At 54.4% G+C, this 13,680-nt stretch carries 14 protein-coding genes; all 14 read right to left on the reverse strand.

Translation table 11 applies throughout. The features are described from left to right. Nucleotides 1-17 precede the first annotated feature (17 nt). Nucleotides 18-746: a PAAR-like protein gene (locus NFS31_RS21740; RefSeq protein ID WP_251499917.1), complete on the reverse strand. Its 729-nt coding sequence runs from the start codon at nt 744-746 to the stop codon at nt 18-20. Beyond that, nucleotides 731-1,258: a hypothetical protein gene (locus NFS31_RS21745; RefSeq protein WP_251499920.1), complete on the reverse strand. Its 528-nt coding sequence runs from the start codon at nt 1,256-1,258 to the stop codon at nt 731-733. The genes NFS31_RS21740 and NFS31_RS21745 overlap by 16 nt, the downstream gene beginning before the upstream one ends. Before the next feature lie 3 nt (nt 1,259-1,261). Beyond that, nucleotides 1,262-1,855 (reverse strand): hypothetical protein, encoded by a 594-nt coding sequence (locus NFS31_RS21750; RefSeq protein WP_251499923.1) that lies wholly within the window; start codon nt 1,853-1,855, stop codon nt 1,262-1,264. A gap of 218 nt (nt 1,856-2,073) precedes the next feature. After that, nucleotides 2,074-3,444, reverse strand: coding sequence for a contractile injection system protein, VgrG/Pvc8 family (locus tag NFS31_RS21755; RefSeq protein ID WP_251499925.1), 1,371 nt, complete (start codon nt 3,442-3,444; stop codon nt 2,074-2,076). After that, nucleotides 3,434-4,000 (reverse strand): hypothetical protein, encoded by a 567-nt coding sequence (locus NFS31_RS21760; protein WP_251499928.1) that lies wholly within the window; start codon nt 3,998-4,000, stop codon nt 3,434-3,436. The genes NFS31_RS21755 and NFS31_RS21760 overlap by 11 nt, the downstream gene beginning before the upstream one ends. Before the next feature lie 94 nt (nt 4,001-4,094). Beyond that, nucleotides 4,095-5,405 (reverse strand): hypothetical protein, encoded by a 1,311-nt coding sequence (locus tag NFS31_RS21765; RefSeq protein ID WP_251499931.1) that lies wholly within the window; start codon nt 5,403-5,405, stop codon nt 4,095-4,097. Between the two features lie 145 nt (nt 5,406-5,550). After that, nucleotides 5,551-5,718, reverse strand: coding sequence for a hypothetical protein (locus NFS31_RS21770; protein ID WP_251499933.1), 168 nt, complete (start codon nt 5,716-5,718; stop codon nt 5,551-5,553). 78 nt (nt 5,719-5,796) lie between these two features. Further along, nucleotides 5,797-6,591: a hypothetical protein gene (locus NFS31_RS21775; protein WP_251499936.1), complete on the reverse strand. Its 795-nt coding sequence runs from the start codon at nt 6,589-6,591 to the stop codon at nt 5,797-5,799. A gap of 54 nt (nt 6,592-6,645) precedes the next feature. After that, on the reverse strand, nt 6,646-8,868 hold the full coding sequence (locus NFS31_RS21780; protein ID WP_251499938.1) for an acetate and sugar kinases/Hsc70/actin family protein: 2,223 nt from the start codon (nt 8,866-8,868) through the stop codon (nt 6,646-6,648). A 34-nt stretch (nt 8,869-8,902) separates the two neighbouring features. Continuing rightward, nucleotides 8,903-10,225: a hypothetical protein gene (locus tag NFS31_RS21785; RefSeq protein WP_251499941.1), complete on the reverse strand. Its 1,323-nt coding sequence runs from the start codon at nt 10,223-10,225 to the stop codon at nt 8,903-8,905. Between the two features lie 57 nt (nt 10,226-10,282). Further along, nucleotides 10,283-10,975, reverse strand: coding sequence for a hypothetical protein (locus tag NFS31_RS21790; protein WP_251499943.1), 693 nt, complete (start codon nt 10,973-10,975; stop codon nt 10,283-10,285). Next, the gene (locus NFS31_RS21795) at nt 10,972-12,300 is read right to left on the reverse strand and encodes a hypothetical protein (protein WP_251499946.1); all 1,329 of its coding nucleotides are present in this window, start codon (nt 12,298-12,300) and stop codon (nt 10,972-10,974) included. Before NFS31_RS21795 ends, NFS31_RS21790 begins: the two co-directional genes overlap by 4 nt. 61 nt (nt 12,301-12,361) lie before the next feature. Continuing rightward, nucleotides 12,362-13,345 carry a hypothetical protein gene (locus NFS31_RS21800; RefSeq protein ID WP_251499949.1) on the reverse strand — a complete coding sequence of 328 codons (984 nt, stop codon included), beginning with the start codon at nt 13,343-13,345 and terminating at the stop codon, nt 12,362-12,364. Continuing rightward, on the reverse strand, nt 13,342-13,680 hold a 339-nt coding region (locus NFS31_RS21805), incomplete at its 5' end, for a hypothetical protein (RefSeq protein ID WP_251499952.1). The genes NFS31_RS21800 and NFS31_RS21805, both read right to left, overlap by 4 nt.

Below are 13,680 nucleotides of genomic sequence, written 5' to 3' on the forward strand. Positions count from 1 at the left end.
GCCCCTGATATCCCTCTTTATTGTCCGGAGCTCTCAAATGTGATCACCCCGCCGCACCGGCAGATCAGGAAGGATTCCGTTGTAACCATCTGGTTTCCCCCTGCCTCCGGCAGGCCGGACAGCACAGCGCCCTGGCTTATCAGCAGATTCTGTTTTTCACAAACGGCGTCCAGGCGCTGGCAGAGGGACGCGTCCGCACATCCCTCTTTCAGATACGCGCAATTCTGCCTCGCCGTCTCCGCAAACGCTGCGGCTGCCTGGGCTATCTCCCCCGCCGCCTGCCGCATCGCATACAGATTCTCTGTCTTGCGCCAGATCACGCTGTACTGCTCTGAGAGCCGGTCGCTTAAGGCATAATTCATCTGTCTGCTTCTCTCATGCTGAATGCCTGTCATCTCATTCACGCTCAGGCTGATGAGGTCGCGGAGCTGCCGCCTGCAGCTCTCTAAACTGCCAATCTGCTCTGCCAGATCCGTTATGGAAGCCTCCTCGTCGGTCAGATAATAGTGAGCCATCAGATCCAGCACGCAGGGATGTTCCTCTCCCGGTTTCGCCTTGCCGGAACAGAGATATGTCCCGGACGAGCACATTCCAAAAGGAGCGACATGCTTCTGCGGGACGCAGTCCTTTCGTCCCGCCGCCAGCTTTCCTCCCACGCGCATTCTCCCCGACGGTATGGATAATACAGAGGAAAATTCCCCCTTATCGCAGATCATCCTTGCCCCGCTTACTATATATTCCGCCATCTTTTTCCCTCCAGACGCTGATAGGCGATCCCCTTTAAATCACGCCTCAGCAGGCTTTCCGCCACATCCAGGTTCACAATCAGCCGGTTCCGGAACGCATCCCCTCCGTCGCGGCAGACATAGCTGCGCCCTGTTTTTTTGCAGTCAATGGCCAGCGAAGCCTCCCTGCCCCGGCCTTCCTGCCGGATACAGTCAAGCTTCGGCAAAACAGGCGCATAGTACGGCGCTCCCTCGTCGGCCAGTGTGTTCAATATAAAAAACATTTTAAATACAATCGTATCGTCATAAGCCTGCAAAACCCGCTTCACGGTCTCCGAAACCAGGCACACAGGCCCGCTGATTACATCAAGAAAATCAAGCGGTCTCTCTGACTGTGCATAAACCACATTTTTATCCGGTATGCGCCGGCACTCCTCCGGGCAAAACAGGTTCGGATAGAAACGCTGTACAAAATCGTATAAAACCGGCGGGTTCTTATACCGCCTGTCCTGGCCTATTAAAAAGAATTCCATCGCCTAATCCCCGCCTCCTTCATCCAGACCCCAGCCAAAGACGCGCGTCGCGTGGTTGCGGTAATCGCCAATCAAAATATTCATCCTGTTTTTGCTGTAAAAACGCTCCCAGTGATCCATCAGCAGATGTTTCCGTGTGATTTCATAAATATGCTCCAGCATCCACCCATGCAGCTTTTCGCCATATGCCTTCAGAACCGGATCCATGTAATATTCCTCAACCCGCGTCTGCTTCCGGAATTCCTCCCCCACCATATCCATAATACGCCCAAGGCACTGCGCAAGCGCCGGAACCTCAAGCCAGACGCCGCACTCCCCATCCGAGTCAAAATAGTCCTCATCGTACAGATTAAGCCTGTACCACGGATATCCGTCCGCGAGGGAAGAACGCATATACGATATAACCATATACCTCGGCTGTTTTTCCTGCAAAGTCCCATACAAAGCCGCCAGCTCCCCCATCCGCGCGCTCATCCTGCCCGCCGTATCGTCCTCCAGCGCCTCCTCCTGCTGCTTTAACAAGGCAGTCTGCTTCCTATACACATCCTCCGCCGCCTCCCACACCCGCGCCAGGAACTGCTCCTTTATCTTATCCAATTCTTTTCTCCCTGATTTCTAAAAATCTGATTCACCGCCTGCCAGTAACGTAGCCGGGGGAAGCTTCTATTTCCATAAGGAACCCATAGAAAACCGCCGGCACTTAGCGAGGTCTTTTCGAGACAGTTCCTTAGTGTCCGCTGCGCTTTTCTCTGAGCGAAAGCGGGGTTCCGTTGGATATAGAAGATTTCCCCGGCGACCCCATCACATACGTTCACTCACCTCTGCCATATCTCCCGCGCTACCTGCCGGATCCCGTCCTTCACCTCGATCCGGTTATCCCCCTGCCGTATCATAATCCCTTTGTCCCCCGTCACATTCAGCTCCCTCTGGCTTTGGATATCAATATCCCCGCCTGCTATTGCCACAATATCTGACGCGCTCTCCAGCGTAATCCCCTTCTTGTCATCCAAAACCACGGATATTCCCTGATGGTTCGTGATCCGGATCGCTGACGGCTCAAACCGGATCTCCTTGTCGTGCGAGGAACGGATATACTGAATCTCCGGCTCCTCCCGCAAACCGCAGGCTAAGTGGATGCTGTTAAACGCCACGGCCTTCCTCTCGTCAAAATCCTGGAAATAGACACGGACCGCATCCCCTTTTTCCGGCATGCAGTACCATCCTGTGCCGTCGGGGGACGAGTAAACCGTGGCATATGGAAACCAGACCGCCGGCTTATGTACATCCTCCGGGAACCGGACCTTAAGGCAGTCGTTTGACACCTCATACACCGTCCCGTCCAGGGATGTCCCGCTGATTTCTGCATTCATCCGTTCGGCTGTACGGATATCCCCTGTCCGGGCCAGCTCATAGACGTGGATCAGCTCCTTCCCCTCAAGCCGGCCTGTCGCCTTGCAAATCACGCAGTCCCGCCCCTGGAAATAGACCGGCGTACACAGCTCCAGCGCCTCCCGCGTTTCCACCTGAAACACAAGCGCCCCGTCCTTTCGATACGCCGTCCCGCTCTCTGCCTGACACGCCCCGTCCAGGCTCCGGACGGCCTGGGAGAGGATGTCCCCCAGCTCCCCCTTTTTCAGCTTCGGCATGCCCAGGGAAAATGAAACCCGGCCGCTCCCGTGATCGGCCACGATAACCGTATGGATCATGGAAGCGATGCGTTTTAAAAACGCCCAGTCTGTTTCCTGGTACTGCACGATCAGGCGGCCGGTTTTCTCCTCTTTCCCTTCTGTGCAGATAACCCTGGCCCCGTTTTCCTCCCCGATATATTTGGCAATATCCCGGAAGCTGGCCTCCGTGTCCTGGAAGACGCGCGCCTGTTTTTTCCTGTCCAGCAGGCAGGTATGGCTGATCGCCGTAAACTTGAGGCTCTTTAAACCAGCCTCTGTTTTTAGTGAAATGTTCTCAATCAGTCCCCGGAAAAGCACCGTCTCCTCCCCATCCATGGATATTGCTTTTATCGTCGCCGTCTCATCCGGGGAAATGCGTTCCAGCAGGCCCTCATCGGCCCCCTTTTCCAGAATCCCGCTTACACGGGCCGTCGCATGGCTGCCAATCTCCTTTTTTATTTCCAGCTCACCAATCGAATCGTACGCAAACGGCTCTATTACCACCCTGTCAGCCCTCATATTTATCCTCCCATTCCCTGAATGATTGAAATGTCTTTAAAATAACTGGTTTCCAGGCGGCCGCGCGGCTGCTTTCACAGTGAAAGCTCCCGCTGCACAGACGCCCGCAGACGGATGTAAAAAACATCAGATTATAGATCATCCCGTCCAGCCCAAAGCTGTCAAAGTCAAACCATTCCACCTTCATCCGCCCCGCGTCCTCCACGCCCTCCCCGTAAAAGGGATTGGCCGGGTGCAGCCGCATGATCATGTTCCTGACCGCCTCCTTTTCATCCCCCGCCCCATTCTCTCCGGCCGTCCTCTCCTCACCTTCCTGGAACAGGATATCCGCGGCCGGATCACCCGGCATGCAAAACACAACGGCCGGACGGGTGAGATGCGGATATCTGCGTTTAATAAACGGCTCCTCTGCCCTTGCCGAGCCGGCCGGCAGATCAAACTCCAGCGCTTCCCCGGCCCTGAATGGTTCAAACTCGTATTCCCGTTCCGTCTGCTGTTCCCGCTGCTGTAATTTTTTCCTTCTTTTGATGGCGATTTTCAAATCGTTATAACCCATTTCCTCCCTAATCCCCCTTTTTCTGTCCCGGCATCCGCCAATCTCCATGAACGCGCCCCGTAAACGCCCCGCAGGCGCGCGGGCAGCGCCGCGCTCACACCAGCACACCCACGCACCGGTACTCGCTTATCTCCATCTGCATCTGGGAAATGACAAAGCGCGCCATACTCCCGTTTAAGTAGTGTCCCGGCATCTTTTCCTTAAACTTAAACACCAGTGTCGCGCGCCCTTCCATGGGGAACAGCCCGTCCTGCACGAACCAGTTCATTCCCGGGGCCGCCGGGCCGCCTGTCTCTCTGCTCAGCTCATATCCTGTTACCTCTATAAATTCACGCACATCCAGTTCCATAATCCGCCGGAACAAATCAGTTTTTGTCATCAGCGGCGTCCCGCTTTTCTCCGCATACCGGCAAAGAAAGCTGTCGCGGCGGCGGTTTGTCAAAAAGGGAGCGTCGTAATCCGGGGAGCGTACGGTCGGACACTGGATGATGTGCAGCGCCTCCCATCCCTCAAACAGCTCTATCTTTGACTTAAGGATCATCTTTTTGCCCTCATGGCGGATTTCCAGGATATCCTCATTCGGGCGGATCAGGTAGCCGTCCCCCTCTTCTCTGTCATCCAGGGAAAATTCATGTTCATAACAGATCCCGTCCGTACGGGGAACCATGAAATTCGCGCTGTCAAAGGCGATCCACTCCATGTTCCAGAGCGGCAGCATGTCAGGCCGCACAAACGCCGTGTATTCCCCGCAGTAAAGCCGCGCTTCGCCTAAAGGCAGCCGCACGCCTTCTTCAGAAGGGATATTTCCTGTGTTACCCGCTGCCTGGAAGACATCATAAAACTTGTCCAGATACCCTGTGTGAACCGTCTGCCACGGCGCGTGGTTTGCCTGGAAAATCCGGTATAACAGCTCAATCCTGTCCCGGTAGCGGGATGCCGGCTTTACGCAGAACAACGCCGCCTCCCCGCCCGATACGCCTGCAAAACGGCCGGTTTCCTCAAAAGCCCTCTGGCGCCCGTCATCCCCTTCAAAGAAAATCGTCCCCCGGAAGATACGGCCCTCCTCCGACAGGGCCTCTGCCAGCTTTTCCGGATCCAGATCCATGTCCGCAACCGGGTAAAGCGTTTTGTTGGCCGGATCATAGTGTTCCCGTTTCACAATAGTCATCACCGTCTCATACTGGTTGGCGCGCGGTTCATATTCGTCATAGACGCGCCTCTCCAGCTTTCTGTATTTTTCCTCCATGAACTGCACCGCGCTTCCAAGCCCCTGCAGCAGGATTTCCTTCATAAAACGCCGTTCATCCAGGTTGTCAATCTCCCGCAGGCGCTGCTCCATATAGCGCTCAAAATCAAACGGGTACTCCCGGACTGCGGACATATTGTTTTCAAACCATTTGGCCATATCCTTCCTCCCTCAGAACAGAACCATTTCTTCCATTTCCATCGTCTCATCCACAGCGATGATCCTAAAATGGTGTTCTCAGAACCAATATCGCTCATAATAAATCACCAACATCTTCTGTCGGTCACGGCTGATCCCCTGCTTTTCATCCTCGTGAAACTTTATCAGGCCCACATTCCGCACCCGCGCTTCCCCGGATATCCGCCGGATTCAGCCGGAGCATGGCTGACAAAAAGCCGATCCGCGCCTGTTCGTCCATCATGATCTCCTTAAAGGCAAAATCGATCCTGGATTTTATTAATAATTCTGACATATTCCTCTTTATACGTCCTTATGTCCTGTTACATTTTATTGCATCCGGCCGGAAACCCTGTGGCCAGCTCCGTGTGTGTTAATCCACCATAATCCGCCTCCTCTCCCTCCGGCCTCCCGTCCGCTCCTCTCCCCGCCCGGACTGCTCCAGGATGCGCCTCAGCGCCCCATACACCTTCCGCATGTCCATATATTCAGCCATCTCTCCCCCCATACGCCCCGCCGCATACGCCGCCAGCGCCCGGGCCGGCATGGCTCCCGCTTCGCAGAGGCAGTGCATTGCAAACGCCCGATCCTCCTCACGGCTCCCACGCTCTGACAGGATCTCCTCCGCAAACCGCCGCGTCACCGCCGGGGCCAGGCTCTTTCCTCCCAGCCCTCCCCAGTCCGCATGCGTCACGTCAATGGTGTCGTATTCCGTCTCCATATCCGCAAAGCTCTTATACTCCGTGCGCAGCGCCGCCCCCTTCCTTAGATGGAAACGGCACATCTCAAACACCCCATCGTCTTTCTTCTCCTCCCCTGACAGCGCAAGCTCCATCCGGTAAGCGATGTAGTCCGGGGCGCTCCTGTCCTCCCGCACGGCCATATGTAAATACCGCATTTCCTGCGCCGCCCCGAACGGGATCCTGGTTTCCTCCATCATGATACACACAGCCTGGCCATATTTCAGGAGCCCGGGGCGGACGGCTATCTCCTCCCCCTGCACGCTCAGGCCGCACCCCCGCAGGAGCCCCTGCCCGTATTCCTGGTACTCCACCCCGGCGTGCGCAAAGGCATAGTCCCTCAGGGACCAGAGCATCTCCTTTTTCAGGATCCGGTTCCGTTCAAATAGCGGATATATATTCTGCATAACTCCCGCGCCCATTCCCATACCTTCCTCTCCTTATTCACCATTTTTTATTCACCGTTTCTTATTCACCATTCCTCACTTCGTCCCGTCAAAAAAGTTCTGCATCCACCCGTCGTTTTCAAAGTAAAATGCCTCCTCCTTCCCCAAATACAGCTTCCCGTCCCCGCGGTATACCGGGACGACGCAAAACGCCCATTCCCCCGGCTTTGCCCAGACGAAGAAGCGCGCCTCCCGGCCGGCGATGTCGTCCGTGTCCGCCTGCAGGATGTGTTCCCCGTATATCTCCCGGATCTCCTCATATGTTTTTTCCTCAAAATCCGCCAGGCTGCTCCGGCATGCGTACTGGCAGCGCTCCCGGCCTTCCGGATCCTTTAAGTACAGCGTCAGCGTCAGATCCTCGAGGTTCCTGGAAATGATCCCGCTGCGCGCGCTGCGTTTTAAGCTTTGGATCAGCACCGTTTCCTCCCCGGTATGGGTGTACGCCGTCACCTGGTACGGCACGGCCGGCTCCCCCGCGCGGATGGATATGTCGGCAAAGCCGTACTGCCTGTCCCTTAAGTACCGGAGGGCCCCCTGTATACATGTCATCTTAAGGCCCGCGTCCTTTGCCGGATCCCCGCCCGGGCTGTCCTGTCTCCGGAAGCGGATGAGCTTGCCCGGGACGAACTCCTTTAAGGCGTCGCGGAACATGCCGATCCGGCACGGCTGGCCGGTCAGCCGGATGATGGAATAGTCCTCGAGCGCGTTTTCCTCATACATGGGTTCCATGAAGCGCCGGATTACGCCGTATATGTCCGCCTTCAGAAGTAACTCCAGCTCGTAGACGCTTACCGCCACGTCCGGGAATTCCTTTATGGTTTCCAGGCCGCGCCCGGCCCGGACGGACAGCGTCCATTTGCCCGCCTGTATGCGGGCGGCGGCGTCCGCGGCGCCGTCCTCCCCGCTGCCGGAGGACAGCGCGATCCGGAGGGTCCCCACATGGCCGTAGAATTCTTTTTTTACTTTCTCCGCAAGTCCGAACAGGAGATAAAAGTTGTTTTTTACTTTATAGTAGTCGGCGCGGCCCTGGTTTTCAAATTCGCGGAAGCGGGTCGGGATCCGCTGCCCCGCCTTTTCATATTCGCTTCCCAGCTCCCTGTACAGCGCCGCGCAGCCGTTTTCGTCCACATAGCGGAACACGTCCCGGTCAAAGCCGGACAGGAGTTCGGGCACAGGTTTCAGCTCCCCCGGGTAAAGGCGGTTTACGAGGGCGATCTTGATGAGCTGCATCACGCGCCAGGTGATATTGTTCCCCCCGAAGTCCGTGTCCCCGTTTTCATAGGCGGTGTCGATCTCGATCCGGTACGCCGCGCGCCGGTCCCACACGCGGAACCGGCAGGAGCTCAGATCCGTTGTCCCGCCGCCGCAGTCGATGATCAGGGCCTGGTATTCCTCCCCGTCTTTAAGCCGCCCGTCCGGCAGCAGCGGCGTCTCCTCCCAGTCCCGGGCGGTATCGCAGAACAGCGCATAGTTGGCCTGGTTCATATGCAGCCCGCGCTCCCCGTCCCTGAGGCCCATTTTTTCAAAGTATTGCTGATCCAGCCAGACCCCGGCTGTGGTGTTTGATGTCCCAAAATCCATGGCCGCCGGGATGGGGAGGCGGGCCGGCTCCCTTACCTCGAAATCGAGGAGCGGGATGCGGTATACTTCCATGTACCCGGGCGTGAAGTCGTATTTCCCGTGATAGATCCGGTACATTTTCTCCGATTCCCTGCGCCCCATGCAGTACAGGCTGTAGTTTTTTACCTCAGACTCCCTGCACACGGATTCCGCCTCCATGGTCAGGTACAGGCAGTCCCTGCGCCGGCCCATGGGGAGCAGGTTCAGGATCGCGCACACCGTCATGTCGCCGCTTACGATGAATGCGTTTGTCCCTGCGAGATCCGCTTCCCACGGCAGGGTCAGCCCATCGTAAAAGCGGATGGCGCAGCCCTTATACGCTGCGATCCTGGAGCTGCAGGTCAGAGGGAGATCCCGCCGCTCCCGGAGGACAGACTCCTTAAAGGCCCGCTCTGCGGCCGCCAGCCCGGCTTCGTCGCGCTTTTTTATCAGGAAGTATTCGTCCGCGCCCCGGTAGCGCAGGATCACGCGGATCAGATCCTCCCTGTCCATGGGGTTCACGACGCCCTGGATGATCTTTTCCCGGCGGCAGATTTCACGGAGCTGAAATGTGGTCATGAGCGCCAGGTCCGGTTTGTGGTAAAGCTGCGCCGGCCTTTGTTCTTTCTTTGGTTTGATTGTGTATCCGTATTTATCCATGCCTTAATCCTCTGGTGTAAATCATATAAAATAGTTACTGCCTTAACTGATCCTTACTTAACTGCGCCAGACCTTTCAATTCCTCTATCTTGTCCTTATTCACCCAGCAATAGACACCGCTGTTATAGAACTGGTATTCATCCGGCGTCTCTGTTTTTATTCCATAGCTTTTTATAAACGTCTCTTCCCCGGTTTCCACCGAATATATATAAAATCCTCTTCCGTCCGCGGTTACGGCAGGGCAGGCCAGGTATCTGCCGTCCGGAGAAAAGCTCCCTCTCTGATATGTAAGCAGCTCATTTGCCTCCCCGGTTTCCATATCTATTTTAATATATTTCAAATCGCTGGATGATTCCATGAGGAAACCGGCAATCAGGGCAGAGTCCAGAATCTCAATTGTAAGCGGAAAATTCGGGATCGCCTCCGACTGAAATACCAGACTGTTATCTGAAATCGAATAGATGCCAAGACATCTATCTCCCTGGGGATTTATATCATCTTTATAAAATACAGTGTCCTTTGCATCTGTCTCCGTTGAAATATTATATTGCCTCCCATTCAGCAGGCAGTAATCGTAATTGGACAAAATATTGGTCTTATAGAAAATGTCCGGCCGGCCATATGAATACCAGGCATTCAGGGTGGCAAACCGGATCCCCTTCGTATAATTCACCTGATCCGGGAATATAATGTCGCGATATATGTATGAATGCCAGTATTGGGGCCATTGCCTGCCTGTTTCCCCCCTGTAGTAATGAACCTCATACAGAGCCTTCTGCCTGTTTGGCGGATTCATATACGACTTTAACAGAATCCGGTCTGCCTCCGGCGAAAACGCCGTTATATGCCGCTGGTAATACTGCTTCATGTAGTCCCCGCCAAATCTCTCTTTCATACTGTCAAAATTTCTGTCATACTGATAGCGTTCAAAAAGGGAATTCACTTCCATATAGCACGCGGCGCCTTTTTCGTATGTATCATACGGGCCGCCGAGCAGCGCGTACTCATACCATTTGGTTTGACGGTTGTCCGAACGATCCATCTCCTCTTTTACAAGAAACAGATAATCCATATCCTCAAAATCAAATTCGCTGGCCGGAACCTCAGCCGGCGGTTCGCTGCCGCCCTCTGCCTTAATGATTCTCTCTAAATCGCTCTGCGCAGCCTCTTCGCACTCTCCTTCCAGCGCCATTTCCGGGGCGTCCGCCTGCTGCTCCCCGCCTTCCGAAGATATATCCGGCTGATCCGGTGAAACTTCTGCCTGGCTTACAGTTCCTGCATCCGTATCATTTTGTTTCGGATTCCCGCAGGCTGTCAGCGCCAATGCCAGCAAACATACGCTAAATTTGTACTTCATTCCCTGTCTCCTTCCCTTCTCCATATGTCCAACCCATTCCCGTTTTTACCTGCGCGCCTAAAACAATACCACCTCATCCATTTCCATCGTCTCATCCACGTCCATGATCCCAAAATGGTGATCCCAGAACAGGTAAACCTCATAATACACCGGCAGGAACATATCCCGCAGGAATTCAATCCTCTCCTGTTCCTCCCCATTCTCCTTTACCCCCACATAGACCAGCGCCTCGCGCGCCGCCTCATTGCCGGCGTATACCAGGGAATCCGGGTACATATGCCGCATGGCTTCTTTGAACAGGTAAATGGAGCTCCCGCACCGGTACAGCTTTAATACCAGCCTCAGCAGGCGGCGCAGCTTCTCTTTGGGGAACCGCTTTATCACAGCGCCCGCCTGGCTGCCGCACACCCCGTCCAGCAAATCATCAAGGAGGAAGCGCAGGGCATACTCCTGCCTGGAGAGCCCCTGGCGCAGGTCAAGCCGGATAAAATACTGCATGCACGCATCGAAAAAGATCCGCCGGCTTGCCTCATAATCTGCTATGTTTATGTCAAACAGGGCGGCAAATTCCCGTGAAAAACGGTACAGGGGATTGAGCCTGACCTCGTTTTGTTCGATATCCCGGCTGTTGATGGTTTCCTGTACGATCTCCGTATAAGGGCTCCCGTCCCGCGCCGGGACGTAACGGACCGCTTCCCTTGCAAGCCCCGCCCGGTCCGCCGCCAGGGCTGCTTCCCACGCATAATTCATTGCATACCTCCCTCAAGCATCCCGGCGCAGCGGTATTCGCCGATCTCCATCTGGAGCTGGGAGAGGACGAAGCGCGCCATGCTGCCATTTAAGTAGTGCCCCGGCTTTTTTTCTTTGAATTTCAGCGCCAGCGTCTTACGGCCCTCCATGGGGAACAGCTCATCCCGCGCGAACCAGTTCATGTCCGGGGCCAGCAGGGTTTCCCCGGCGCAGTCCGTGATTTCATAGCCTGCCGCCTCGATGAAATCCCCGGTATCCAGCTCCATGATCCGGCGGAACAGATCGGTTTTGGTCATCAGGCGGCTCCCGTTATGCTCCGCATAGCGGCGGATGAAGCTGTCCTTCCTGTGGTTGCTTAAAAAGGGCGCGTCATAGTCCAGGGAGCGCGCGGCGGGCTTCTGGATCATATGCAGGATCCGCCAGCCCTCGAAGATCTCCTTTTTTGTCTTGAGGATGATCTTTTTCTTTTCATGCCGGATCTCCAGGATGTCCTCATTGGAGAGCGCCAGGTAGCCGTCCGTTTCCCCGCGGCCCTGCAGCGGGAATTCGTGCTCGTAGTAAATGCCGTCCGTGCAGGGGATCATGAACTGCGTGCTGTCAAAGGGGAGCTGTTCCATGTTCCAGAGGGGGATCATGGAGCGGCGTATGTACGGCGCGTATTCCCCGTAGTCAACGGAAACAGCCTCCGGCAGCGGCCCTTCCCCGGCTGTCCCGGGGCCGCCCCAGCCGGAGGCTTCGGCATACACGTCATAAAATTTGTCCAGGTATCCCATATGGACCGTCTGCCATGGGATATGGTTGTCCTGGAACACCTGGTACAGCCGTTCCACCGCTTCCCTGTAGCGCGCCGCGGGCCGCACGCAGAACATCCGCCCTCCCGCCCCGGGCGTACCGCTCCCCGGGAAGCGGCCGGCCGCGGCGAATGCCTGCTGCACCGCGTCGTCCGCCTCTAAGAAGATGGTTTCGACGAACCTGCGCCTGTCGTCTGACAGGGCTTTTGACAGGCTGTCCGGTTTTAAGTCCGCCTCCATCACCGGGTAAAGCGTTTCGTTGGACGGGTCGTAGTGCTCCCGCCTGACAATGGTCATGACTGTCCCATACTGGTTTGCGCGGATCTCCATTTCTTCAAAGATGCGCTGTTCCAGCTTTTTGTATTTTTCTTCCATGCACCCGATCACCCGGCCCAGGCCGTTCAGCAGGAGCTTCTTTGTGAAGCGCCTCTCGTCCAGGTCGTTTATCTCCCGCAGCCGCTCTTCAAGGTAGCAGTCAAAGTCAAAGGGGTATTCGCGGATCGCGGACATGTTGTTTTCAAACCATCCTGCCATGTGTTTCCTCCTGTTGTGCTGTCAGACTCCTGTCTCCATATCTGTCAGTGAGACGGCCTGTTTATCTGTGTTCAGGTTTATAATTAAGGTTATATTTTGACTGGTATTCTTCATCTTCAATGTCTTCTATAAAATATGACAGCGGTACGGTGTGCTGACCGGCCTGTTCCCTTGCTTCATGGAGTCCCTGGATCAGATCCCTATATTGTTCTTCTGTTACACGTACAAAATAATTATGCCTGTCATAATACAGCTTTCTTTTCATTGATTCAGGTATCTGCCCCTTTTGAAGGCGTTCCATATATCCTGGAACAGATACAATGTATCTTTGGGGGTGCATTAACGCCGCATATTCGACCCTTATTTCAATTTGTCCATCCTCATCCATCTGGTTGAGATATTCTTCATCGTCATCATGGGTATATCCTATCTTTCTGCTCCCCAATATGCATCCGCCTGAAGTTATATTGTCATACCAGGAGACATAACCATCCGTTTCGGGATCATATTTACATACGAATGTCCCGGCTATATCTGCAATGCACAGCTCCTGCGCGCCGTCCTCATCCATATCAAAAAAATACATGTCAGGACTGTTTGTCACGAGCTCTTCCAAATCATATATGTCTTCCATAATGCTGCTTTCCCCGTCTTTTCTGTAAACAATCAGCCCTTCCCTCAGGAGCCGCTCATATTTTTTTCTGTAAAATTCATAGGTTTCTTTGTTCCCCTCTTTATATTCTGCGGTAAACCCTATTTCGTTATGTATTTCCCGGATTAGTTCTACTTCCTCCGGCTCTGCAAATACCATAAGATCCGGAAAATGATCGATATGTCTGTATGTCTCAATATCGGATTTTTGTCTGACATCTGTTACATATCCAATTAAATTGGAAACCGGTTCCGCCATATAATTTTCAAGGAGCGCGGCCCGGACATGACAGGGTATATTAAATTTGGAGCTTTTTTCGCAACCTGACAGATACAAAACCTCAGAAACCAGCAAACTCCACACGATTACATTTTTTATTCGATTCACTCTCACTGTACCATATCCCCCTGCTCATACGATGTCCCGAATATCTCTTCAAACGTCATATATGGCGGCGCATATTGATCCGCATATCTCACTATATGCATAAAATCCTTTGTCATTTCCTCCCAGTATTCCTTTGTTACCTTTATATTTATCCTGTCCACTCCGTTTATAGACATGAACCCCCAATAATCAAACGGTTCCCCGCTCCTCGCCAGGTCAACCATAGCCCCGAAATACGTCTTGTTCCCTTCCCTGTCCATCGAATCATAATCATATACCCAGTGGCCGGCCCCTCCGGAATCATATTCAGCCCACTGGCTGCTCCCCAGAAAATCGGATTT

The organism is Otoolea muris (assembly GCF_943193115.1).
Taxonomy (GTDB): domain Bacteria; phylum Bacillota; class Clostridia; order Lachnospirales; family Lachnospiraceae; genus Otoolea; species Otoolea muris.

Coding starts and splice junctions, on each gene's coding strand:
- NFS31_RS21740 (WP_251499917.1), bottom strand. CDS start 746: ATGGCGGAATATATAGTAAGCGGGGCAAGGATGATCTGCGATAAGGGG.
- NFS31_RS21745 (WP_251499920.1), bottom strand. CDS start 1,258: ATGGAATTCTTTTTAATAGGCCAGGACAGGCGGTATAAGAACCCGCCG.
- NFS31_RS21755 (WP_251499925.1), bottom strand. CDS start 3,444: ATGAGGGCTGACAGGGTGGTAATAGAGCCGTTTGCGTACGATTCGATT.
- NFS31_RS21760 (WP_251499928.1), bottom strand. CDS start 4,000: ATGGGTTATAACGATTTGAAAATCGCCATCAAAAGAAGGAAAAAATTA.
- NFS31_RS21765 (WP_251499931.1), bottom strand. CDS start 5,405: ATGGCCAAATGGTTTGAAAACAATATGTCCGCAGTCCGGGAGTACCCG.
- NFS31_RS21770 (WP_251499933.1), bottom strand. CDS start 5,718: ATGTCAGAATTATTAATAAAATCCAGGATCGATTTTGCCTTTAAGGAG.
- NFS31_RS21775 (WP_251499936.1), bottom strand. CDS start 6,591: ATGGGAATGGGCGCGGGAGTTATGCAGAATATATATCCGCTATTTGAA.
- NFS31_RS21780 (WP_251499938.1), bottom strand. CDS start 8,868: ATGGATAAATACGGATACACAATCAAACCAAAGAAAGAACAAAGGCCG.
- NFS31_RS21785 (WP_251499941.1), bottom strand. CDS start 10,225: ATGAAGTACAAATTTAGCGTATGTTTGCTGGCATTGGCGCTGACAGCC.
- NFS31_RS21790 (WP_251499943.1), bottom strand. CDS start 10,975: ATGAATTATGCGTGGGAAGCAGCCCTGGCGGCGGACCGGGCGGGGCTT.
- NFS31_RS21795 (WP_251499946.1), bottom strand. CDS start 12,300: ATGGCAGGATGGTTTGAAAACAACATGTCCGCGATCCGCGAATACCCC.